The sequence below is a fragment of the Bogoriella caseilytica genome (genome assembly GCF_003752405.1).
GTDB classification, from domain to species: Bacteria; Actinomycetota; Actinomycetes; order Actinomycetales; family Actinomycetaceae; genus Allobogoriella; species Allobogoriella caseilytica.
Window position 1 is genome coordinate 3,213,119 of record NZ_RKHK01000001.1, and the last position, 22,278, is coordinate 3,235,396.

Annotated in this window: 18 protein-coding genes, 1 tRNA gene and 2 pseudogenes; 8 read left to right on the top strand and 13 right to left on the bottom strand. The window is 68.0% G+C overall.

Translation table 11 applies throughout. From position 1 onward, the window contains the following. The first annotated feature begins 4 nt into the window (after positions 1–4). Both EDD31_RS14490 and EDD31_RS14495 read left to right on the top strand, forming a co-directional pair. Complete coding sequence (locus EDD31_RS14490; protein WP_123304839.1) at positions 5–961, top strand: aldose epimerase family protein; 957 nt, start codon at positions 5–7, stop codon at positions 959–961. Positions 962–1,044: 83 nt separating this feature from the next. After that, positions 1,045–2,202 (top strand): GDSL-type esterase/lipase family protein, encoded by a 1,158-nt coding sequence (locus EDD31_RS14495; RefSeq protein ID WP_123304841.1) that lies wholly within the window; start codon positions 1,045–1,047, stop codon positions 2,200–2,202. Here the strand turns inward: EDD31_RS14495 and EDD31_RS14500 are convergent. Then, positions 2,193–3,242 carry a DUF4185 domain-containing protein gene (locus EDD31_RS14500; protein WP_123304843.1) on the bottom strand — a complete coding sequence of 350 codons (1,050 nt, stop codon included), beginning with the start codon at positions 3,240–3,242 and terminating at the stop codon, positions 2,193–2,195. The two genes, EDD31_RS14495 and EDD31_RS14500, sit on opposite strands and share 10 nt — an antisense overlap. Before the next feature lie 89 nt (positions 3,243–3,331). Here EDD31_RS14500 and EDD31_RS15030 point away from each other — a divergent pair. Beyond that, positions 3,332–3,616 (top strand): annotated as a pseudogene (locus EDD31_RS15030) (YciI family protein). 110 nt (positions 3,617–3,726) lie between these two features. Continuing rightward, a pseudogene (locus EDD31_RS14510) lies at positions 3,727–4,724 on the top strand (IS481 family transposase). Between the two features lie 362 nt (positions 4,725–5,086). Here EDD31_RS14510 and EDD31_RS14520 read toward each other — a convergent pair. Next, positions 5,087–6,448, bottom strand: a complete 1,362-nt coding sequence (locus tag EDD31_RS14520) for a helicase-related protein (RefSeq protein ID WP_123304847.1) — start codon at positions 6,446–6,448, stop codon at positions 5,087–5,089. 167 nt (positions 6,449–6,615) lie between these two features. Between EDD31_RS14520 and EDD31_RS14525 the strand changes: the two genes are divergently transcribed. Further along, the gene (locus EDD31_RS14525) at positions 6,616–7,419 is read left to right on the top strand and encodes an SOS response-associated peptidase (RefSeq protein WP_123304849.1); all 804 of its coding nucleotides are present in this window, start codon (positions 6,616–6,618) and stop codon (positions 7,417–7,419) included. A gap of 26 nt (positions 7,420–7,445) precedes the next feature. Continuing rightward, positions 7,446–7,724 (top strand): Lrp/AsnC family transcriptional regulator, encoded by a 279-nt coding sequence (locus EDD31_RS14530; protein ID WP_123304851.1) that lies wholly within the window; start codon positions 7,446–7,448, stop codon positions 7,722–7,724. Here the strand turns inward: EDD31_RS14530 and coaE are convergent. Both coaE and EDD31_RS14540 read right to left on the bottom strand, forming a co-directional pair. Beyond that, positions 7,721–8,380: a dephospho-CoA kinase gene (coaE, locus tag EDD31_RS14535; RefSeq protein WP_123304853.1), complete on the bottom strand. Its 660-nt coding sequence runs from the start codon at positions 8,378–8,380 to the stop codon at positions 7,721–7,723. The two genes, EDD31_RS14530 and coaE, sit on opposite strands and share 4 nt — an antisense overlap. 28 nt (positions 8,381–8,408) lie before the next feature. Continuing rightward, a complete protein-coding gene (locus tag EDD31_RS14540) occupies positions 8,409–8,939 on the bottom strand; it encodes a hypothetical protein (RefSeq protein WP_123304855.1) in 531 nt (176 codons plus the stop codon). A gap of 140 nt (positions 8,940–9,079) precedes the next feature. Between EDD31_RS14540 and EDD31_RS14545 the strand changes: the two genes are divergently transcribed. Beyond that, complete coding sequence (locus EDD31_RS14545) at positions 9,080–9,511, top strand: OsmC family peroxiredoxin (protein WP_123304857.1); 432 nt, start codon at positions 9,080–9,082, stop codon at positions 9,509–9,511. A gap of 117 nt (positions 9,512–9,628) precedes the next feature. On the opposite strand, the gene rpsA is transcribed toward EDD31_RS14545, so the two are convergent. From rpsA to polA, 5 genes are all read right to left on the bottom strand, one after another. Continuing rightward, positions 9,629–11,155 carry a 30S ribosomal protein S1 gene (gene rpsA / locus EDD31_RS14550; protein WP_123304859.1) on the bottom strand — a complete coding sequence of 509 codons (1,527 nt, stop codon included), beginning with the start codon at positions 11,153–11,155 and terminating at the stop codon, positions 9,629–9,631. A gap of 244 nt (positions 11,156–11,399) precedes the next feature. Further along, entirely contained in the window at positions 11,400–12,749 is a 1,350-nt protein-coding gene (locus EDD31_RS14555; RefSeq protein WP_123304861.1) for a GntP family permease, read from the bottom strand. A gap of 48 nt (positions 12,750–12,797) precedes the next feature. Next, on the bottom strand, positions 12,798–14,609 hold the full coding sequence (locus EDD31_RS14560) for a PQQ-binding-like beta-propeller repeat protein (protein WP_148058970.1): 1,812 nt from the start codon (positions 14,607–14,609) through the stop codon (positions 12,798–12,800). Between the two features lies 1 nt (position 14,610). After that, complete coding sequence (locus EDD31_RS14565; protein ID WP_123304865.1) at positions 14,611–16,236, bottom strand: outer membrane protein assembly factor BamB family protein; 1,626 nt, start codon at positions 16,234–16,236, stop codon at positions 14,611–14,613. Continuing rightward, entirely contained in the window at positions 16,236–18,995 is a 2,760-nt protein-coding gene (gene polA, locus EDD31_RS14570; protein WP_281270453.1) for a DNA polymerase I, read from the bottom strand. The genes EDD31_RS14565 and polA overlap by 1 nt, the downstream gene beginning before the upstream one ends. A 19-nt stretch (positions 18,996–19,014) precedes the next feature. On the opposite strand from polA, the gene EDD31_RS14575 reads away from it, so the two are divergent. Further along, complete coding sequence (locus EDD31_RS14575; RefSeq protein WP_123304867.1) at positions 19,015–19,527, top strand: PaaI family thioesterase; 513 nt, start codon at positions 19,015–19,017, stop codon at positions 19,525–19,527. A 23-nt stretch (positions 19,528–19,550) separates the two neighbouring features. On the opposite strand, the gene EDD31_RS14580 is transcribed toward EDD31_RS14575, so the two are convergent. From EDD31_RS14580 to EDD31_RS14595, 4 genes are all read right to left on the bottom strand, one after another. Then, on the bottom strand, positions 19,551–20,180 hold the full coding sequence (locus EDD31_RS14580) for an ANTAR domain-containing response regulator (protein WP_245991371.1): 630 nt from the start codon (positions 20,178–20,180) through the stop codon (positions 19,551–19,553). A 147-nt stretch (positions 20,181–20,327) separates the two neighbouring features. Beyond that, positions 20,328–21,728, bottom strand: coding sequence for a hypothetical protein (locus tag EDD31_RS14585; RefSeq protein WP_123304869.1), 1,401 nt, complete (start codon positions 21,726–21,728; stop codon positions 20,328–20,330). Positions 21,729–21,757: 29 nt separating this feature from the next. Further along, positions 21,758–21,842: transfer RNA gene (locus tag EDD31_RS14590), tRNA-Leu, on the bottom strand. A 79-nt stretch (positions 21,843–21,921) separates the two neighbouring features. Beyond that, a partial coding sequence (locus EDD31_RS14595) for a pyruvate kinase alpha/beta domain-containing protein (protein ID WP_281270454.1) occupies positions 21,922–22,278 on the bottom strand: 357 nt, incomplete at its 5' end.

Here is a 22,278-nt window from a genome sequence, read left to right on the forward strand (position 1 = left end):
CTCCATGGCCATCACACTGCGCTCCGCCGACCTCGAACTCACGCTGACACCCGAGCGTGGCGCCGACATTGTCTCTCTCTGCGACCTCGCGACCGGCGTCCAAGTACTGGCCGTCTCCCCCACCGGCGACGTCACCTCCGGCCCGCTCAGCGCCGGCGGATCGATCGTCGCCTGGACCAGCGGCTACCCAGGCGGCTGGCAGCTGCTCGTGCCCAATGCCGGGCCGGAGCGCCTGCACGACGGCGTGGTGCAGGGCTACCACGGCGAGGCATCGCTGGCGCGCTGGCGGGTCGAGAGCCAGCGCGACAACGCGGCGCGGCTGAGCACCAGCCTGGTGACGGCGCCGCTGCGGCTCGTGCGAGACGTTGTCGTCACGGGTGCTCGCGTCATCGTGACCGATGCCGTGACGAACCTGTCGCCAGAGCCCTGCAGTTTCCGCCTAGCCCAGCACCCCGCATTCGGGGACGAATTCCTCGACGAGCACAGCTACGTGACGTCCCGCGCCCGGACCCTCATCACCGACGCCGACGCCCCGGGCACGCTCACCGGTGCCGACGCCGTCGGGGCTCCGGCCGAGCTCCTGCCGGCGGGGCCGGTCAATGGCAGCGTCGCGCTGCCCGGCCCGGGATCCGGCGAGGCACTGTTCGGGGCGCTGACGGGCTTCGCGCCCTCCGACGACGGCTCCACGAGCGCCACGTTCCACAGCCCGACCCGCGGCTTCGGCATGCGGTTGACGTGGGACCCATCGGTCTACCCGTACGCCTGGTTCTGGATCGAGGCTCACGCACACTCGGGCTGGCCGTGGTTCAAGCGGCTCTTCGCCGCCGCCGTCGAGCCGTGCAATGTGCTCCCCGGCGAGGGCGCCACACCCGACGGCCGGCAGCGCGGCGGCCCCGGCGCCACTCTCGACGGTGGCGCAACCCTCACCTCCGTGGTCCGCCTCGACCGCGTCCCCGCCTGATGCCCGTCCCGATGCACGTGCCGACCCCGAGGAGCTGACCATGAATTGTCGCCGGCTCGACCCCCGTGGCGCGGAGATCCTCGATGATTGAGGTGGATCTGGGGCGCACCGTCGAGTTCCGCGGGGTGGTGCGCGTGGAACGCACTGCGCGCGGGTGGTTGCCGCGGCGCCTGAGCGAGGAGGCGTTCCAGCGGTTGCCGGACCGGTTCATGCGGGCTGCCGTGGGGCAGTCCGCGGGGATCCGGTTGGCGATGCGCACTGATGCCACCCGGATGCGGCTCCGGGTGGCGGCGATGAAGATGGTGGAGAACCCCGAGCTGCCGCTACCGGAAGCCTGGTACGACGTCACCGTCGAGGGGCAGGTGATCGCCTCGGCGAGCTCTGACGTGGGCTCGCGCTACCTCTTCTCCTTCGAGAGCTCGATTGAGGGGATCGTTCCCGGGCCCGACTCCGAGCTGGAGTTCGAGCTCCCCGGAGGCGGCGAACGGGAGCTGGAGATCTGGCTGCCGTACACCGACGAAGTGGAGGTGCTGGGGCTGTGGGCGGACCGCTCGGTACTAACGCCTGAGCCGAGCGGGCGGTTGCGTTGGCTACACCATGGCAGCTCGATCAGCCATGGCTACAACTCGTCGCGGACAACCACGACGTGGCCGGTCGTGGCGGCGCGGCTCCTCGGGCTCGACCTCACGAGCTTCGGCTTCTCGGGAAACGCGATGCTCGACCAGATGACCGCCCGCACCATCCGTGACACTCCCGCCGACCTCATCACGCTGAAGCTGGGGATCAACGTCGTCAACGGTGATGCCATGCGGCTGCGGGTCTTCCGCGCGGCGGTCCAGGGATTCCTCGACACCATCCGCGACGGCCACCCCACCACCCCCGTGGTGGTGATCTCGCCCGTGTGCTGCCCGCCGGTGGAGTCGTGTCCGGGGCCAACGGTCTTTGAGGAGGGCCGGGAGCCGCAGTGGGTCACCACCGCCGGTCGGCCGGAGGAGATCGCAGCCGGCAAGCTGAGCCTCGGCGTCATCCGGGAGGAGCTGGCCGCCATCGTCGAGGCACGCCAGGTTGAGGACCCGTTCCTGGGCTACCTGGACGGGTCGCGGCTCTATGGTCCCGAGGACGCCGTGCGCCTCCCCATGCCCGACAACCTCCACCCCGACGATGCCGTCGCTGAGCTCATCGCGACGCGATTCGCGGAGCTGGTGCGCTGGCCGGGCGCAGAGGAGCCGGCTCAGGCGTAGGTGATCTCGATGAGGTGCGGCACGTAGACCTCCGAGTCGATGAAGGTCATGTAGGTCACCTTGCCGCTCTCGCGCGCGAACTCCGGGTGTTCCTTGCCGGCGTTGAAGAGCGACTTCTCGTTGGTCTTCTCCGGCCGGTAGACGACCTCGGGCTCGCTCCACGGTCCCCACATCTGCGGCGCGGTGCGGATGACGAGGATGTTCTCGCGGCGGTAGGTGGTGAGCGAGACGTAACAGCCGAGGTGGTCGTTCCAGGCGGCGGACATCTCGTTGGGAACGTTGTCGAAGAGGGGCGCGCTGGGCGCCCAAGCCTTGGACCACTCGGGCTCGGAGTCGGGCTGCTCCACTGTCGGCGCTGCCACGAGGTACTCGTAGGCGTCGAGGTGCTCGAGCTCGTCGGGGCGGACGCGCGCCAGGTACATCACGCCACTGGACTTCTCCTCCGGCTGGACGGATCCCCAGAGGTAGAGCCAGCCGTCGGCCTCCTGGATGAAGACGCCGAAACCTGGCTCGTCACCCTTCCAGAACTCACGAGTTCCGTCGGGCGCGACGAGGCGCTCGAAGTGGAAGTCAGCGCCGGCCCTGGCGATGCCCATGCCGTCGAGCTGGAAGGTTTCGAAGACGTCGAGCTTCTGGTCCATGGTGATGCGGTGGTAGTAGAGGTAGAGGTTGCCTCGCTGGTGGGTGCCGTGGATCGCCCACAGGCGCTGGGTGGATCTGTGCTCGGGCGGTTCGAACCGGATGAGCTGCCGCGCGCGCGTGCCGTCCGGCCCGGTGAGGTAGGTGAACTGCTTGATGCCCTCTGAGATGTCGTGTTTGGGCACGATGGCACCGGTGTTCGACAGCACCTCGGTCAGCGGCATGTGGCGAACGGTGTCGAAAGGTCCCTCGAGCGTGTCGCCGAAGATCCAGAACGTCCGGTCATCGGGCAGTTCCACGGAGGTGACGGCGTCCTGCCCGGAGATATCGACGTCGTTGTCGAGGAATTGCGTACCCAGGTCGCGGACGCCGGCCACCAGGGGGCTGTCTGGGAGAGCCATGCTTGACGGTAGCAGTTCAGTAGGGCCACGCTATGGCGAAGTATCTGATTTCGTTTCCGAGCCCCGCGATGACGGTGACCGCCGAGTAGCTGCCGACGGTAGCCGACGCAGCACACGCCGTCATCCAGGAAGCGAAGGTTGCCGGCGTCTACGTCTTCGGCGGCGGAATCGACGAGTCTGTTCCGCCGGTCCTGATCGACTCAGACGGAAGCGTGAGCGAAGGTACCTACCCGCAGACCTCGCAGATCGAGGGCGGCTACACGGTGCTGGAGTTGCCCTTTCGCGAGGCGGCAGTGTAGTGGGCAGCAAGGATCGCCACCGCGTGCCGCTGCTCGCAGGAGTTGCGTGAGTTCGCATATGACCCGATGGCCTAGGTGTTGTGGGTCATGACGTTGTGGTCACGTGGCAGGGATGAGGGAACGGGCCTCTGACCGGCACGATGGGTGGTGTCGAAGCCGTCCATCTGCTGGAAGAGACCCGTTCCATGACCCACCGTAATTCCCCGCTGACCCCTGCCGGAAGACAGCGCCTGGTCGATCGTGCCAAAGATGATGGCCGGCCGATTGCTCACGTGGCCGCCGAAGCCGGTATTGCCCGGGCGACCCTGACGAAGTGGGTCCACCGCTACCGCGCCGAGGGCATCGAGGCCCTGAAGGACCGCTCCAGTGCTCCTGCCCGCCGGCCCTCCCGGCTGCCGAGCGTGGTCATTGAGCTCATTGACTCCTGGCGGCGCGAGCACAAGTGGTCTGCCCGCCGCATCGCACTCGAACGGGCCGAGCGTGGCCATCACTACAGCGTGCGCACCATCGGGCGCTGGCTGAAGCGGCTAGGGATCTCGCGCCGTAGGGACCTCGATCCCAGCGGGGACAACAACCGCGAACCAGGCAGAATCATCGCGCGGTTCCCCGGCCACATGGTCCACCTGGACGTCAAGAAGGTCGGGAAGATCCCCCACGGCGGCGGCTGGCGCCTCCACGGCCGCGGCAGCGCCCAGACCCTGGCCGGCAAGCGGGCCCACAAGCAGCGCACCGGCTACGCCTACCTGCACTCAGCCATCGATGGCTACTCCCGCCTGGCCTACACCGAAGCCCTCGACGATGAAACAGCTGCCACCACGATCGGGTTCTTCGCCCGGGCCAGGGCCTTCTAGGCCGCCCACGGCATCAACCGCATGGTCCGCGTGGTCACCGACAACGGCTCCAACTACCGTGCCCGCACCTTCGCCCGAACCATCACCGCGCACGCCTCGCGCCACCAGCGCACCCGCGCCGGCACAACGGGAAAGCCGAGCGCTACCAGCGCATCCTTGCCGAGGAATGTCTCTACGCCCGCGCCTACACCTTCGAGGACCAGCGCCGCGAAGCGATCAGCGTCTGGGTCCACCACTACAACTACCATCGGCCCCACACCGCCTGCGCCGATCAGCCCCCGGCCACCCGCGTCCACGAACGCGTCACCAACGTCATCACCTCATACACCTAGTGCGCTAACCTCCTACTGAACTGCGCCCGCAGCAAAGCCGACGACGGTCCCATTCGCATCGTGCGCACACTCTCCAGGGCTCGCCGCCAGACTTGACATAATCGATGCAGGCTACCAGCACAAAGGATGCCCATGTTTGGAATTTCTCTTCTAGTTGCCCTCTTGGCTGTCGTTCTTACTTGGGGCACTCCCGTCGTCTGGGTTTCCTCAGTCTTTGCGATTATCGCGCTCTGGGCTTTCGGAGTGTCCGCAAACTTCAGGCACGAAAGGCACAATATCCCTAACACGGTTGCACTAGCGTCGATGGTGGCATTCCTCGCATCCGTGGTGCTGGCCATCGTGGGCATGGTCCTCTAGATCGATCACACCGTCCCCTCTGCCTGCAAGACCTCCCAGCTCGCAGCTGCGATCTGTTGCGCCCCCGGCCGATCAGTGAATCGCTCTGCCAGCGTGCGCGCTGCGAGGCCGGGCGGCAACGCAGCAGAGAACTTGAGCGCATCGACTGCTGCTCTATCGATCGCTGGCACCGCTTCAGCCACGTTTGCGCGGCGGATATCGTCCAGACTCACGATGCCCTCGAGGGCGAGATACTCGTTATCCATCGAAGCCACCGGCGCGCCGAGAGCTGCAGCAAACGTGGCGTTGGCTCGTAAGCCGGCCCACGTCCATAGTTCGCGTCCGGCGGGCTTGTCTCGGATGACCAGAGCGTTCGCGGAAACGTCGGCCTGATCGTCCTCTCTCAGGCCTGCCAGCGCCTTCTTCGCCCGCGCAGACAACGTCACGCCGGGGGTTGCCCCAAGCAGGACATCCCGTTGAGCTCGCATGAGCTCGAAGGAGAGCGCGATCGGGCCGCTGGTCCACCTGACATCGCCACGCCTGGGTTCTGGATGTACATCGACGACGAAACGTCTCCAGTCCACGTCCAGTACGCGCCACCCATATCCGTTCAATACCAGGGGTTTGGTTCCGCGCTCAGACTCTGGGGGCAAAGCCAATGGTGAAACGAAGCCAATCTCCTTGGTTCCGGCGAGGACCCGCAACTGCTTCTCGACCGTGAACGAGGAGAGGAGATCCATGAAGTGACGGCGTCCGAAGTTTTTCTCGGCTGATGGACCGATCATCAGCAAGTCACCGTCCGCGGCGAGGAACTCTTCGTTTTGGAGATACTGCAGTACTTCTTCACCATCGTCCATGAGCGCGAGATCACCCCACCAGGATCTCCAGCAGTGTGCACCGAACGACCCCTCCTGCAACGCCACCGCCAGCAGCTGCTGGGCAGTCAGGTGTCTCGGTTGCGGCGGTGGTGCGACGGGCTCCACGAAGCCACGCTCCCACAGCAGCAGGATGGCGGCGGCAAGCGGCAACTGGTTCCGCTCAGTCACTAGGAAGAGCATGTTCCTCTCGGAGCCCGAGCGCCGCCCGGTGCGCCCGAGTCGCTGCAAGAAGGAGGCAACTGTCCGAGGTGAATCGACTTGGATAACTCGATCCAAGTCTCCGATGTCGACTCCCAGCTCGAGCGTCGAGGTGGCCACGATCACGCAGTTCCGCGACTCTGCGAATGCCCGTTCGCTGCGCCGCCTTTCCTCGACGGCCAGCGACGAGTGCGACAGGAAGGTCTCCACTCCTAGCTCACGCAACTCGTAGGAGAGCTCCTCCGATTTGCGTCTCGACTCGAGGAAGACGAGCCTCTTCTCACCCTGGTGCAGCGCCGTGGCGCGGCCCACGGCTTACGCCGAGAAACCCTGCGCATGGTGGTGGGTTAAAGCGACAATGGCATCTTCTTCGCAGGAGTATCGAGCTGGTTGGGGACTGTGCGGCGAGTGGAGGTCCGAGCCAGGGCGAGTAGGCGATCCCCGGCCATCCCGTCACCCGATCGCCGTAAACTTCCCCCATGTGCGGACGCTTCGCTCAGGCCACTGGTGATCGCGGGCTGATCGACGCCTTCTCCATCCATCAGGTGATGGCATCCGAGCTCGGACCGTCCTGGAACGTGGCGCCCACGCACCCGGCGTACGTGATCCTCGAGCGCTACGAGGACGCCGCCGGGCCGGTCACCGATGCCACCGCGGCCTCCCCCGCCCTCACCCGCCAGCTCCGCACTCTGCGCTGGGGCCTCGTGCCCTCCTGGGCCAAGGACCCCGCCATCGGCTCTCGCATGATCAACGCCCGATCCGAGACCGTGACGGAGAAGCCCTCCTTCCGCACCGCCGCAGGCAAACGCCGCTGCCTGGTGCCCGCCGCCGGCTACTACGAATGGCAGAAGCTCGGAACCGGCTCGCGCCCGCGCAAGCAGCCCTACTTCCTGCACGGCGGCGATCTCGACACCCCGCCGGGCAGCGAGCCGCTGCTCGCCTTCGCCGGCCTCTACGAAGCCTGGCGGGATCCGTCCTTGCCCGAGGACCACCCGGATCCCTGGCTGCGGACCTTCACCGTCCTCACCCGCCCCGCCACCGACGCCCTCGGCCACATCCACGACCGCTCCCCCGTGCTCGTCCCACGCGAGCTGCACGGCGACTGGCTCGACCCCGACCTCACCGAGGTCGACTCTCTTATGGCGGCCATCCCGGAGCCGCACCTCTCTCCGAGGCCGGTCTCCCCCGCCGTCGGGAACGTGGGCAACAACGGCGCTCACCTCATCGAGCCCATCGAACTGGACGGAGCGCCGCCTTCCGACTCCTCCACCGATAGCCCCTGAGCCGACTCCAGGAGGATGATGGAGCCATGTTCACCGCCATCGTCATCATCACCGCCGACACGTCCCGGATCCCCGAGGTGGCCCAGGAGGTCGCCGAAATCGAGGGCATCAGCGAAGTCTACTCCGTCACCGGCGAGCCCGACCTCATCGCGATCGCCCGCGTGAAGGAACACGAGGACCTCGCCGGCGTCGTCGCCGACCGGCTCAGCAAGGTCGAGGGGGTGCGCAACACCATCACGCATATCGCCTTCAAGGCCTACTCCCGCCACGACCTGGCCCAGGCCTTCAACATCGGCCTGGACTAGGCAGGCTCAGCCACCACCCGCTCGCGCCACAGTTCGTCGACCTGGGCGCGCAGATCCTCCACCCCACCGGCGCCGTCCAGCAGGACATCGGCCGCCGTCACGCGCTCGTCGTCGCTGGCCTGCGCAGCGATGCGCCGGTCCGCCTCCTCAGCGCTCGAACCCCGCCCCCCGATCAACCGCCGCCGGCGTACCTCGGCTGGAGTGTGCACCACGACGAGCAGGTCGAAGTCCTGAGCCCGGCCGACCTCGATGAGCAGTGGGATGTCGTGCACGATCACACGCTCTCCCGCCTCGAAGGCCTGTCGCTCACGCTCGGCGGATAGCCGCCGCACCTCCGGATGCACGATACCGTTCAGGCGCGCCCGCGCCTCGTCGTCCCCGAAGACGATCGCCCCGAGGGCCTGGCGGTCCAGGGAGCCCTCCTCATTCAGCACCTCGGGGCCGAATTCCTCCACCACCCGCGCGAGCCCGGGCGATCCGGCTGCGACGGCCTCGCGGGCCAGTAGGTCCGCGTCGATGACCACCGCGCCCAGCTGGGCGAAACGGGAGGCGGCCGTGGACTTCCCGGCCGCGATCCCCCCGGTGAGGCCGATGCGCAACGGATGCGTGCCCGTCCCGCGTTCGGCTGTCTCCGTGCCGGCGTCGTCGTGGCTCATGGCACCAGCGTATTCGGCACGCTCCCGCTCACCACACCATCATCAGGGCCAGCGCGCGTGCGCCCAGCAGGACGGCGATCAGCGTGAGGGTCCCCGCCTTGCTGAGCCGCCACAGGGCAGAGGCGTCGCCCGTGGGCTCGCCGCTGCGGGCGGAGCCGATGACGTCTCCGGCGAGGTAGAGCAGCAGGATCGCGGTGCTGGTGAGCAGCACGATGGCCGGCAGGCCTGCGACCGCCTGCGTGGCCAGGGCCAGGCCCACCATCGCGACCGTCTCGGCCACGAACCCACCGGCGATGAAGATCCACGCCGCCGGAGCGCTCTCGCGATACTGAACGAAGGCCGGAACATAAGCTCGATCCTCTGGTGAGAGCCACTGTTCGCCGTCCCGCAGCGCCACGTGCGGAGGTGCCGGGCGCAGCCGGATCCGCATCGCTCGCGCCGGAAGGCCGACCGCCAGGCCGGCCAGGTAGTGGCCCGCTTCGTGAATCAGCACCGCCATCCACACGGTGGCTGCGATGTAACCCAGGGCGGGCCACACCGCGCCCAGCATCTCCAGCACGCTCGCCCCCTGCACTCGTGTCGTCCGCCGCCCATTCTCGCAGCCACGCGGGCTGACCCTGCCACCACCATGCGTGTGCGCAGCACCTCCGAGCACGGCACGATGGGAGGGACAGCAACTCCCCCACGTGAAGGAGCATCATGCCCAAGCCCCTCGTCTCCCGAGCCACCACCGCTTGGTCCGGTAACCTCTTCGCAGGCTCCGGCACCACCAAGCTCGCTTCCTCCGGCGTGGCTTCCTTCGACGTCGCGTGGAAGAACCGCGCCGAGGCACACGAAGGCACCACCAACCCCGAGGAACTGCTCGCCGCCGCTCACGCCACCTGCTTCTCCATGGCGCTGTCGAACGAACTCGACGGCAACGGCACTCCCCCGGAGAAGCTGGACACCGCTGCCGAGGTCACCTTCGTCGCAGGTGAGGGCATCACCGGCATCAAGCTCACGGTGACGGCCACCGTGCCGGGCATCTCGGCTGAGGACTTCGAAAAGATCGCCCAGGGCGCCAAGGTGGGCTGCCCGGTGAGCCAGGCTCTCAAGAGTGTGGAGATCTCGCTGGACGCCACGCTCGCCTGAGCCACCTCGCGCAGGTCACACAGCGCACCGCGTCACCGCAGCACCAACGACTGAGGCCCCCACCGCATGGTGGGGGCCTCAGACGTTCAGCGAGCCGGAGCTAGCCGTTCAGCAACCTCAGTTGCCGGTGAGCTTCTCACGCAGTGCCGCCAGGGCCTCGTCCGAGGCCAGGGTGCCGGCGTTCTGAGCGGGCGAGGAGTAGTTCGCCGGAGCGGCCTCCGAGCGGGACTCGCCACCCTCGCTGCTCTCGCTGGTCGAAGACGAGCTGGAGGACGACGAGCCCACAGCGCCCTCGGCAGCAGCCTCGGCGTCGGCGTCGATCGCAGCCTGGATCTGCTGCTTGTGCGCTTCCCAGCGCTCGTGCGCCTTGGCGTACTCCGCCTCCCAGGCCTCGCGCTGGGTCTCGTAGCCCTCGAGCCATTCGTTGGTCTCCGGGTCGAAGCCCTCGGGGTACTTGTAGTTCCCCTCCTCGTCGTACTCGGCAGCCATGCCGTACAGCGAGGGGTCGAAGTCCTCGGAGTTCGGGTCCACGCCGTCGTTGGCCTGCTTGAGCGACAGCGAGATGCGGCGACGCTCGAGGTCGATGTCGATGACCTTGACGAAGACGCCGTCGCCGACCTTGGCCACCTGCTCGGGCACCTCCACGTGGCGCTGGGCCAGCTCGGAGATGTGCACGAGGCCCTCGATGCCATCCTCAACGCGCACGAACGCACCGAAGGGAACGAGCTTGGTGACCTTACCGGGCACGACCTGGCCGATGGCGTGGGTGCGTGCGAAGGCCTGCCACGGGTCTTCCTGGGTGGCCTTCAGCGACAGCGAGACACGCTCGCGGTCCATGTCGACGTCGAGCACCTCGACGGTGACCTCCTGGCCGACCTCGACCACCTCGTTCGGGTGGTCGATGTGCTTCCAGGACAGCTCCGAGACGTGCACGAGGCCGTCCACGCCACCGAGGTCCACGAAGGCACCGAAGTTGACGATGGAGGAGACCACACCGGGGCGCACCTGACCCTTCTGCAGGGTCTGCAGGAAGTTCGAGCGCACCTCGGACTGGGTCTGCTCGAGCCAGGCGCGGCGGGACAGCACCACGTTGTTGCGGTTCTTGTCCAGCTCGATGATCTTGGCCTCGAGCTCCTGACCCACGTAGGGCTGCAGGTCGCGAACGCGGCGCATCTCCACCAGGGAGGCGGGGAGGAAGCCACGCAGGCCGATGTCCAGGATGAGGCCGCCCTTGACGACCTCGATGACGGTGCCGGTGACGACGCCGTCCGCTTCCTTGATCTGCTCGATGGTGGACCAGGCCCGCTCGTACTGCGCGCGCTTCTTCGACAGCAGCAGGCGGCCTTCCTTGTCCTCCTTCTGCAGGACAAGTGCCTCGATCTCATCGCCGACGGCGACAACCTCGTCGGGGTCGACATCGTGCTTGATCGAGAGCTCGCGAGAAAGAATCACGCCCTCGGTCTTGTAGCCGATGTCGAGCAGCACCTCGTCGCGGTCGACCTTGACGACGGTGCCCTCCACGATGTCCCCATCGTCGAAGTACTTGATGGTGCCGTCGATGGCGGCGAGGAAGTCTTCTTCGCTCCCGATGTCGTTGATAGCGACCTGGGGGGACGTCGACTGTGCGGGCGTAGTAATGGTCATTGAGCTGTGGACTCCGATACGGACAGGGATAGGACGCCGCAGGCTGCGACGCGGTTGGTCAGGATGGTGTTAGCTCGGCCAGGCAGCCTGCCAGACCGATGGAGGGCACGACGAGACGCCGCACACCGCCGGTTCTTGATGTTATCAGCCACGCCAGTCGCGGCGCGATACCAGATCCGGGCGCCTCGGCGCCCCAGAGGAGACCCTCACCACAGCGCCATCCCTGCGCTGGACGGTTGCGGCCCTAGAAGAAGATGCTCAGCGCCCAGACGGTGGCGAAGGCCGTGGTGCCGAGGATCGTCTGCATCCCGGTCCACGCGATCAGTGTCTGCTTCTCGGTGATCCCGAGGTAGCGATTGACCAGCCAGAACCCGGAGTCGTTGACGTGCGAGAGCACGGTGGCGCCACCGCCGATCGCGACCACCAGGGCGGCCAACATGGGGGCGGAGAGGTCCGCTCCCTCGGCCATCGGCGCGATGATCGCCGCGGCAGTCACTGTGGCCACGGTGCCGGAACCCAGCGCCACGCGCATCAACGCGGCAGCAATGAAAGCGAGCACGATGAGGGGTATCCCCACCTCACCGAGCGTCTCCTCGAGCGCATCGCCGACTCCGGACTGTTCCAGGACCTCACCGAAGACCCCGCCGGCGCCGGTGACCAGGACGATCAGCCCCACCGGGGCCAGCGCCTTGGAGGCCACGGACTGGATCTCCGCACGGCCCAGCCCGTGGCGCATGCCCAGCACGTAGAAGGCCAGCAGCACGGCGATGATCAGCGCCACGATCGGGTCACCGATGAGCCCGATGATCTGGACCGGCAGTTCGTCCTCGGGAAGGAAAGCCTCGGCGACGGTGCTGCCCAGGATCAGCACCAGCGGTACGGCGAGGATCAGCAGGATCATGCCGAAGCTCGGGACGGTGTCCGAGGTCGGGCCGCCGTCCTCGTCGTCGTCCTCGGTGTCCTCGGGCACGCCGACGTCAATCTTCTTCGAGATCAGCTTGCCGTACACCACCCCGGCAAGGATGACCGCGGGGATGCTGGCCGCGATACCGAGCGCGATGACCCAGCCGAGGTCAGCGCCCAGCACACCGGCGGCCGCCACGGGACCTGGGGTGGGCGGCACCAGGCTGTGCCCGGCGCTGATGCCGGCCAGCAGGGGCAGCGCCAGGGCCAGCAGCGGGACGCTGGCCTTGCGCACGAGGCTGTAGAGCAGCGGCATCAACAGCACGAGCAGCACATCGAAGAAGACGGGGATGGCCACGATCAGGCCGGTGCCGCCCAGGGACCACGGCAGGCGTTTCTCCCCGAAGGCCTCCACCAGGGTGTCGGCGATCTTCTCGGCCGCTCCGGTCACGCGCAGGATCTGACCGAACATCGCGCCGAGACCCACGATGATCGCCACGAAGCCCAGGACGCCGCCCATACCCTCCTCGACGACGTCGACGATGTCGGTCAGTGGTATGCCCACCACCAGCGCGGTGACGATGCTGGTCAACAGCAGCGCCACGAAGGCGTGCAGCTTCAGCTGCATGATCAGGAGGAAGAGAACCGCCACGGCCCCGACGACCGTGAGGAGCAGGGCGAGGGTGGACATGATGCGGACCTTTCGGGTCGGCGATGTCGCTGTGGATCGTCGCGGCGCTTAATCGAGCTCGTATCGGGTGAAACCCGAGTGGCCGTAGTCGACCAGTTCGCCGTCGTGCACCCGCAGCATCCGGCTCGGCATGAGCTGCCAGGTGCCCACCACGGTGCCATCCTCGAGGTTGAGCCGCACTATTTCGCCGCTGTGCGAGTGCTCCACGTAGGCAGTCTCCTCGTACACCACCATCGCGGAGATGCGCGGCGCCGTGAACTCCCAGCGCGCCTCGTCGTGATCCGGTTCGAGCATGAGCATCCGGCTCAGATCCTCGTTGAACGCGAAGCGATGGCCGCTGCTGTAGGCGCTGGTACCGAATAGCCGGAAGTCGCTGTCCTCGGTCAGGCTGTCGTAGTCGATCTCGCCGTAGGGCGGGCCCTCGGAGCCGTCCTCGGGGCTGATGGTGACCAGCTCACCATCCCAGTTGTGGGCGATCGGACGCCCGCTCAGGATCCGTTCGCCCTCCCGGGGGTGCAAGCCCAGGAGACCCGAGCGCAGCCCTGCCTCAGCCTGCACATCGATGACGAGCTCACCGGCGTAGTCGTAGATCATCAGACGATCCAAAGCCCCACCGCACCAGAGGTACTCGCCGTCGTCGATCAGATCGAAGCAACTCGAGAGCTTGCCCAGCAGCTCACCGGTGGCGGCCTCGACCAACACCGCATGCGCGTACACCTGCATCACCAGGACAGCGCCATCCGGCCCGACCTGTCCGAGGGCCACGAGATCCAAGGGCTCCGAGCGCAGGTCCTCCTCGGTCCACGGCCCAGGACGAGTGGAGTAGGCCCACGAGGTGAACAGCTGCTCGTGTTCGGGAACCTCTGCCAGGTCCAGGCTCCAGACCTCCTCGAGATCGAAGTCGTACAGGTTCACCGAAGCACTCGGGCCGGGCTCGCGGTCCTCGATCACCACGATGCCCGAGGCATGGAGCTGGATGGCCCGCACATGGAGATCGATGTCCTCGGTGTGCTCGTCCTCCCCCGTGGCCGGATCCAGCAGATGCAGTCGCCATTTCGTGGCGAAATCTCCCGGATCGCGGTCGATCGCGGAGGCGCAGATGATCTCCCCACCCGGTGCCGCCTCGTTCGCACACAGGGCGAGGTCCAGCTCACGCCGCCACAGTTCCTCGCCGCTGTCCGCATCGACGCCGTGCAGCATGGCGTCCTCACCAGTCCTGTCGGCGCTGACGGCGAACCAGACACCCTCCGCGGCACCGAGCGGCGGGGAGTCGGCACCGCCGAGGTTCGGAACGAAGCCCACGGAGGGCAGGTCGCGCAGATCCCGGATGTCGACGTCCCAGGCCGTTGCCGGCTGCTCGGGCGCCGGCCAGTTCGGATCCGGGGTGGGGTCGACCTCGGGGTCAGTGGGTGTCTCCTCGGGACCGGTGGGCGTCTCCTCGGGATCGGTGGGCGGATCCGTGGCCTGGGGCGTCGGATTCTGTCCACCCCCGGAGCCGAGGAGCAGGGAGGTGAGCAGCGCACCGGCAGCGATGACCAGAAGCGCGAACACGCTGAGCACAATGACGGCGGTGCGCGTGGAGTTCGAGCCCTCAGGTTCCGGCGGGGTCGTGGACGGTGCCCACACCCCAGGCCCCGCCGGGGGTGCACTTCCCGGGCGAGACGGCAACATGCCCCCGGAGGCGGGAGGAGCCCAGCCTCCGGCGGGCGGCGTTTCCCCGGGGCTGCCCGAGGGAGGCTCCTGCCAGGAGCCTGGCGGGAGGTTGTTCAGCTGGTAGGGCGAGGTTCCACCGGTGTGCGCTCCGGATGCCGCGTCGTAGTCGCCATAGGGGTCCGAGCCCTGCTCCCGGTCGTTGGACATCTCAGTCGACCGCCAAGCGACCGATGCCATCAGCAAGAATGACGAGCCCGTGGTCGTAGCCCATCGGGCGGACGAACTCGTCGAGCGGCGCTTCGAAGGAGACCTCGTCCAGCACGCTGCCGTCCGCCAGTGAGAGCAACGCGAGTTCGCCAGCGTTCGGCACGAGAACGACGTCGCCGACGACGACCAGCTCGGACTCGACCATGTCGAACTGCTGCTCGTCGGACCACTGCAGCTCGCCGGTTTCGGGATCGAGCAGGCTCACGTTCGACCGACCGACCTGATCATCGACGACGAGGATCTGGCCGGCGCTCTCGCGCAGGGTCAGGTAGTTGACCGGGCCGGCGATAGTGCCGTTCTCACCCAGTACCTCGCCGGTGGTGCGATCAACGCTCAGCAGGGTCGCTCCGCCGTCATAGAAGAAAGGCCCCGGGTACGCGACCTGCGTCCACCGAACCACGGTGGGCCGGAGGATCCGGGCGCCCTCGACCTCATGAAGCCGCTCGCCGGTGAACGAGTAGGCGACGGCGGTCCGCTCTTCGCCGTTGCCCGCCTCCTGGCACCAGAGCCGCTCGTCGTCCGCGACGACGAACTCGCAGTATGTCTCCGCAAGAATCTCGCCACTGACCGTGTCGATCAGAAAGGTGGCTCCGATGGGCCGCTCGATGCCGAAGCTCAGCAACTCGTCATCTTGTCCGTGGTTCATGAGCAGCGGCTCATGCAGATCGACCTCCCCTCCTCCCTGCGGCTCCGAGATCATCCGCTCGTGGATGTCGTAGGCCGAGAGGTCGATCTGCCACTGCTGCTGGTGATCGAAGGAGAAGTGGTGCAAGTGAATCTGTGGGCCGGGCATGTCGGCCGACAGCAGGGTGATGCCATGCGCGCTGACGTGGACGCCGAGCAGCCGGAGCGAGAGCGAGGTCGACGCCGTGGTCTCCCCCGTGGCGGCGTCGATGCTGAGCAGCTCCCAGGAGTCCGGGACGTCGTCGGCCGAGCCGTTCAGGCCCTGGGCGCACACGATCTGCCCTTCCGGGCTGCCGGTGGGCGCGCAGATCGGGAGGAGCAGGTCCCGCCTCCACTGTTCCTCTCCGGTGCCGGGGTCCACAGCATGCAGCACCGGCTCGGCGCGGGTGAAAGGCTCCTCGCTGACGAAGAACCAGGTGTCCTCCACCTCACCTACCCCCGGGTTGACCCGTGGTCCGCCGAGAAACGTCTCGATCACGTACTCCGCGCTTCCCCGTAGCTCGGCCACCTCGGCGAACCAGGCGACCTCGATGTCCGGGGCCTCGACCGGGGAGGGTTCTTCTGCGGGTTCCTCTGCGGGTTCCTCTGCGGGTTCCTCGGTCGGTTCTGGCTCGGGCTCTGGTTCAGGTTCCGGTTCCTCGGCAGTGGCCGTGGGCGCAGGCTCAGGGGACGGCTCGTCCTCCTCACCGCGCTCGCTCAAGTACAGCCCGACGACAACGGCGGCGATCAGCAGCACGCCCACAGCGCTGAGCAGCACGATCAACCAGACCGGCCTGCCGGCGTCGACCTCGGGCCCGCCCGGTTCCCGCGGGTCGCCCCGGCCGGACGCGCCCGGCGGGACAGGCGGCCCCTGAGGCACCGGTTCGCCCGGCGTACCGGCCATCAGTGCGCCGCCTCATGCCACGAACGACCCGTGCCCACGGAGACATCGAGGGGCACGCTGAGTTCGGCGGCACCGCCCATCTCGCGCCGCACGAGCGCCTCGACCGCCTCCGTCTCTCCAGCGGCAACCTCCAGCACGAGTTCATCGTGCACCTGGAGCAGCATGCGGGACCTGAGCTTCTCGCGCTCGAGAGCCTCCCGCACGCGGATCATGGCCACCTTGATCAGGTCGGCTGCGGAGCCCTGGATAGGGGCATTGAGCGCGGCACGCTCGGCCATGTCGCGGCGCTGGCGGTTGTCGCTGGTGAGATCGGGGAGGTAGCGCCGCCGGCCGAGGTAAGTCTCGGTGTAACCGCTGCGGCGCGCCTCCTCCACCACCCCGGTGAGGTAGTCGCGCACGCCGCCGAAGCGGTCGAAGTAATCCTCCATCAGCCCGCGGGCGTCATTGACATCAATCCCGAGTTGGCGGGAGAGCCCGAAGGCGGAGAGGCCGTAGGCCAGGCCGTAGCTCATGGCTTTGATGCGGGAGCGCTGCTCGGGGCTGACCTCTTCGGTGCCGAAGACCCGCCGCCCGACGAAGTCGTGCAGATCCTCCCCGGCGCGGAAGGCCTCGATCAGCCCGGCGTCGCCGGACAGGTGCGCCATGATGCGCATCTCGATCTGCGAATAGTCGGCCGTCATGAGCGTCTCAAAGCCCTTGCCGACCACGAAGCCTTCCCGGATGCGCTGGCCGTGGGCAGTGCGCACCGGAATGTTCTGCAGGTTCGGATCGGTGGAGGACAACCGCCCGGTGGCGGCGATGGTCTGCTGGAAGGTGGTGTGGATGCGCCCGTCATCGGCCACGGACTTCAGCAGGCCGTCCACCGTCTGGCGCAACCGGATCCGGTCGCGGTGGGCGAGGAGGTGACCGAGGAAAGCGTGATCGGTCTTCGCGTAGAGATCGGCCAGTGCCTCGGCGTCGGTGGTGTAGCCGGTCTTGGTGCGGCGGGTCTTGGGAAGCTTCAGCTCCTCGAAGAGCACCTCTTGCAGCTGTTTGGGGCTGGAGAGATTCACCTCGTGCCCGATCGCGGCATAGGCGTCCGCAGCGTGCTGTTCCACCGCGGAATCGAACTCCTTGCGCAGCGCCTCCAAGCTCGCGACATCGGCGGCGATCCCGGCGACCTCCAACTCGGCCAGCACCCGCTGGACGGGGAGCTCCAGGTCGCGAAGCAGGTGGCGGGAACGGCGTTCGTCGAGCTGGGTCTCCAGCACGGTGGCCAGCTCCGCCACGGCGTGAGCGCGCATGCCCGCCGGAACGTCGGCCGCTGCCCCGGCGCCGGTCTCATCCAAGCCCTCGATGGCGAGCATGCCCTGGCCGCCGGGGGCGGACTCCTCGGCGAGTTCCCGGCCGAGGTAACGCTCGGCCAGGTCGCTGAGCTCGTAGCGACGCTGATCGGGCCGCACCAGGTAGGCGGCCAGAGACGTGTCACAGGTGACCCCGGCCAGGGCGAAGCCCTGCCCCCGGAGCGCGTGGCCTGAGGTCTTCGCGCCGTGGACCGCCTTGGGGGCGTCGGCATCGGCGAGCCAGGCGGCAAGCGCCGTCTCGTCCTCGGGCCCCAGATCCGTGAGGTCCGCACTGACCGCCGCGCCCTCGGCCGTGGCCAGCGCCACCGTCCAGGCTTCGCCCTTCCCCTGGGCCACTGTGCCCACCACGTCCAGACCCAGCCGCGGCGCCTCAGCGGTTCCGGTCCCGGCTGCATGCTCGGCCAGCCAGGCGGCAAGGCCACCCTCGACGTCGCCCACGGCCTGGACGGTCACCTCCGCGCCGGCTGCCGCGGGCGCGTGGTCGGCCATGCCGGGCAACACGGCAAAGACCCGGTCACGCAGGGCGTTGAACTCCAGAGTGTCGAAGAGATCACCGATGGCCTGGGGGTCACCCGAGCCGCGCACCAGCTCCTCCGGTGCCAGGGGCAGCTCGAGGTCGGTGACCAGCTCGTTGAGCTTGCGGTTGCGCACCACCTGGTCGAGGTGAGCACGCAGCGACTCCCCCGCCTTGCCGGTGATCTCCTCGGCGCGCGCGAGCACGCCGTCGAGCCCGTCGTAGAGGTTGACCCACTTCGCCGCGGTCTTCGGGCCGACACCGGGCACGCCGGGCAGGTTGTCCGAGGTCTCGCCGGTGAGAGCAGCCAGGTGCGGATAGCGCTCGGGCGGAACCCCGTACTTGGCCTCCACGGCGGCTGGGTCCATCCGCGCCAGGGTGGAGACCCCGCGCACCGGGTAGAGCACGGTGCATCGCTCGTTGACCAGTTGGAAGGTGTCGCGATCGCCGGAAATGACGAGCACCTCCATGTGCTGCGCGCTAGCCCTTGCCGCGAGGGTGGCCAGGATGTCGTCCGCCTCGTAACCCTCCTTGGTGAGCACGGGGACGTTCATCGCGGCGAGCACTTCCTGGATGAGCTCGACCTGCCCCTCGAAGGGCTGCGGGGCGGCATCGCGGGTGCCCTTGTACTCCGCGTACTCCTCGGTGCGGAAGGTCGGGCCGGAGAGGTCGAAAGCGACGCCGAGGTGGGTGGGCTGCTCCTCATCGAGCAGCTTGACCAGCATGGAGAGGAAGCCGTACACGGCGTTGGTGTGCTGGCCGGTGTCCGTGGTGAAGTTCTCCGCAGGCAGGGCGTAGAAGGCACGGAAGGCCATCGAATGCCCGTCCACCAGGAGCAGGCGGCCTGCCTCACCGGAGGGCGCCGAGGACTGGGTACTGGAGGCTTCGCTGATCCCGCTCACGGATGACACCCTAGGTGCTATGACCGACACATCGCCCGCCAACGGCCACCACGATGCCGCAGCTGCCGCCCCAGGCGCCGCCGGGGAGACGACCGGCTCACAGGGTCAGCCCGCTCCGGACACCGAGGGCGCCCGCGTCAAAGCATGGCTGGAAGGCCACACCGACGGCACGCTGGTGGGCAAGCTCGGGCTGGAGTTCGTCGCCGCAGGCCCTGAGGAGGTGGTCGCTCGAATGCCAGTGGAGGGCAATCGCCAGTACCACGGGGTGCTGCACGGCGGGGCAAGTGCGGCACTGGCCGAGACCCTGGGATCGGTGGCAGCCAGTCTGGCGGCGGGCGACGGGCGCGTGGCGGTCGGGATGGAACTGTCGGTGACACACCACCGGCCGGCTTCCGCGGGCTACGTGACCGGCCGCGCCACGCCCCTGCACCTCGGCCGTCGCACAGCCACCTACGAGATCGCGGTAACCGACGACCATGGCAAGCGGGTGTGCACCGCGCGCCTCACCTGCATGATGATCGAGGCGCCGTAGGCGCCCCAGCGGGCAGAACCGCCCTACTTCTTGGCGGCGCCGACCTGTTCGATGACGGCATCGGCCACCTCGCGCATGGTGAGGCGGCGGTCCATCGAGGTCTTCTGGATCCACCGGAAGGCCTCCGGCTCACTCAGCCCCATCCGGGTCTGCAGCAGGCCCTTGGCGCGATCCACGCGCTTCCGGGTCTCGAACTGATCCGCCAGCGACGCCACCTCGGATTCCAGCGAGGTGATCTCCTCGTGCCGGGAGATGGCGAGCTCGACCGCAGGCATCAGATCCGCCGGCGTGAAGGGCTTGACCACGTACGCCATCGCACCGGCGTCACGGGCCCGCTCGACGAGCTCTTTCTGCGAGAACGCAGTCAGCATGACCACGGCGCAGGTGCGGTTGGCGATGATGCGCTCCGCAGCAGTGATGCCGTCCATGACCGGCATCTTCACGTCCATGACCACGACGTCGGGCTTCAGTTCCTCGGCGAGAGCGATGGCTTGCTCGCCGTTGGCGGCCTCGCCGACAACCTCGAAACCCGATTCGCTCAGGGACTCGACGATGTCGAGGCGGATGAGGGTCTCGTCCTCGGCGACCACGACGCGCTTGGCATCTCCGGTCTCCTCCGGTGCGGCACCGGCCTCGGGACCGGGAAGTTCAATGGCGTCCACGCCCTGGCCTACGGCAGCCGGGCCGTCAGTGCCCTCGGCAGTGGTCTCGAGGTTCTCGTCGCTTGTCACGAGCGCAATCCTAGTACCGGCGCGGCAAAGTCAGCATTAAGGACGCCGGGCATCCGTAGGTGAAAGCAGTCACCCACGGGCGCTCGGAGCATCGCCAGACCCTGTTGCGTCCCCGTCCAGGCCCGCATCTGGGTGCAGCACAGGCCCCACGGTGGCGGGCACTGGCGCTCCGCCAGACCGCTCCGGTGGGGGCGGCACCGGCCACCGCGCCCTGAGGTCGTTGCGTAGCTCGCGGCCCCGGCGGCCACCCCTCCACTGCCAGAGCGCGGCCACCATGATCGCCCCCACAGCACTGCAGACCATCAGCGCCGTGCCTGCGCCGGCCCCCTCGGGCTCGGCGCGCCACAGGCCACCGGTGCTGATCAGCACCATCGCGCCCAGCATCGCCACCACCGAGGCTGCAGGCACGGGCGTGCGTTCGGTGTGGCGATGCAGCACCTCGAATTGCGGATGCGGGGCTGAGGGATCCTGGAGCGCAGCCCGGAGCCGGGTCCGTTCGCGTTCATGCGCCGCGGCGTTCGTCGCGAGTCCCACGATGATCACGACGATCCCCGCCACCACGGCAGCCGCACCGAGAAGGAAGCCGGTACGCAACAGATACTCCACGTCCTCGCCGTACTGGTGACGTTCTGCCGATAACCTCCACCATCTCGGGGGCGGACGCCGGTACGCCACGGTGAGCAGCACGTAGAGCGCGGCATAAGCAGCGACGAGCATCGCTCCGCCCGCGTATTGCAGGCGCCCACCCCAACGGATGCGCTGCCGTTCGCCGGTCGCGCCCTCGGCAGCGGCCGCTGCTCGTCCACCCCCGCGGGCACGTCGCCAGGCGGCGACTTCGGCCTCGGCAGGCCAGTGCGCGGCCATTCGCTCGCGCCGCCGGCGGTGCGCGGGGCGAATCCGACTCCCTACGGCCCCCAGCGCCCCGATGAGCGCCAGGCAGTATCCGAGGATCCCGGCAAGGGCCACCGCCATACTGTCGTAGAAGGTGTCTGTCCAGGCCACGATCGCGATCCCGAGGACTGCGATGGCCGCCACCGCCAGGTTCAGGACGGCGAAGGCCGTCAGGCCTGCGCCGGGGTCCGAGACCACCAGGCGCAGCTGGCCCGGATGCGGCACGGCGTGCACCGGCGCGCCGGCATCAGCGGCCCGAGCCAGTGCTCGCGAACTCGCCACCTCCTCGATGAGCGCAGCCAGGCATACCAGGAGCACCACGAGATAGCCCACCAGCAGGACCAGCGCCATCGTCTGCCTGATCCACTGGTCGAGAAAGTCCAGATCGGGGAAGCCTGCGCGGCGTTCCTCGCCGATCCATCCGGCCAGGAGAGCGAAGACTCCCACCACGGCCAGGCCGGCCACGACGGCAAGCAGCGTGCGACGCCAGGACCTGGCCCACTCGCCGACGTCGCCGATCGGGTACTCCCGCCAGAAGGCGGGCGCCGGGACGTCGCGCCTGTTCGGTGGCTCGCTCACAGCCGGTCAGCCTAGCCGCTACTGCGTTGTGGTACTCCAGGTGGGACTCGAACCCACACACCCGAAGGCGCCGCATTTTGAGTGCGGTGCGTCTGCCAATTCCGCCACTGGAGCCTGCGTGCAACGGGTACCTAGTTTACGCACGCACACGGCCGCCCAGGTTCACCTGGGCGGCCGGCGGCGCGGGTACGCGTCAGCGGCTGTAGGTCTCGCCGATCTTGTGCACGCGGATGGAGTTGGTGGAACCCACCGTGCCCGGGGGCATACCGGCGACGACAACGATGCGGTCGCCCTCGTTCGCCAGGCCGGAAGACTGCAAGAGCTGGTCCACCTGATTCACCATGTCGTCGGTGTGAGAAACGGTGGGCACCGTATAGGTCTCCGTACCCCAGGTGACGGCCAGACGTGCCCGGGTGGTCGGATCCGGGGTGAAGGCCAGGTGCGGGATCGAGGAACGCAACCGCGCCATGCGGCGGGCCGAGTCACCGGACTGGGTGAAGGTCACCAGGTACTTCACCCCGAGGGTGGTGGCGATCTCCTCCGCGGCGTG

Excerpts from the sequence above, each read along its gene's own strand:
- EDD31_RS14490 (WP_123304839.1), top strand. The coding sequence starts at position 5 with ATGGCCATCACACTGCGCTCCGCCGACCTCGAACTCACGCTGACACCC.
- EDD31_RS14495 (WP_123304841.1), top strand. The coding sequence starts at position 1,045 with ATGATTGAGGTGGATCTGGGGCGCACCGTCGAGTTCCGCGGGGTGGTG.
- EDD31_RS14500 (WP_123304843.1), bottom strand. The coding sequence starts at position 3,242 with ATGGCTCTCCCAGACAGCCCCCTGGTGGCCGGCGTCCGCGACCTGGGT.
- EDD31_RS14525 (WP_123304849.1), top strand. The coding sequence starts at position 6,616 with ATGTGCGGACGCTTCGCTCAGGCCACTGGTGATCGCGGGCTGATCGAC.
- EDD31_RS14530 (WP_123304851.1), top strand. The coding sequence starts at position 7,446 with ATGTTCACCGCCATCGTCATCATCACCGCCGACACGTCCCGGATCCCC.
- coaE (WP_123304853.1), bottom strand. The coding sequence starts at position 8,380 with ATGAGCCACGACGACGCCGGCACGGAGACAGCCGAACGCGGGACGGGC.
- EDD31_RS14545 (WP_123304857.1), top strand. The coding sequence starts at position 9,080 with ATGCCCAAGCCCCTCGTCTCCCGAGCCACCACCGCTTGGTCCGGTAAC.
- rpsA (WP_123304859.1), bottom strand. The coding sequence starts at position 11,155 with ATGACCATTACTACGCCCGCACAGTCGACGTCCCCCCAGGTCGCTATC.
- EDD31_RS14555 (WP_123304861.1), bottom strand. The coding sequence starts at position 12,749 with ATGTCCACCCTCGCCCTGCTCCTCACGGTCGTCGGGGCCGTGGCGGTT.
- EDD31_RS14560 (WP_148058970.1), bottom strand. The coding sequence starts at position 14,609 with ATGTCCAACGACCGGGAGCAGGGCTCGGACCCCTATGGCGACTACGAC.
- EDD31_RS14565 (WP_123304865.1), bottom strand. The coding sequence starts at position 16,236 with ATGGCCGGTACGCCGGGCGAACCGGTGCCTCAGGGGCCGCCTGTCCCG.
- EDD31_RS14575 (WP_123304867.1), top strand. The coding sequence starts at position 19,015 with ATGACCGACACATCGCCCGCCAACGGCCACCACGATGCCGCAGCTGCC.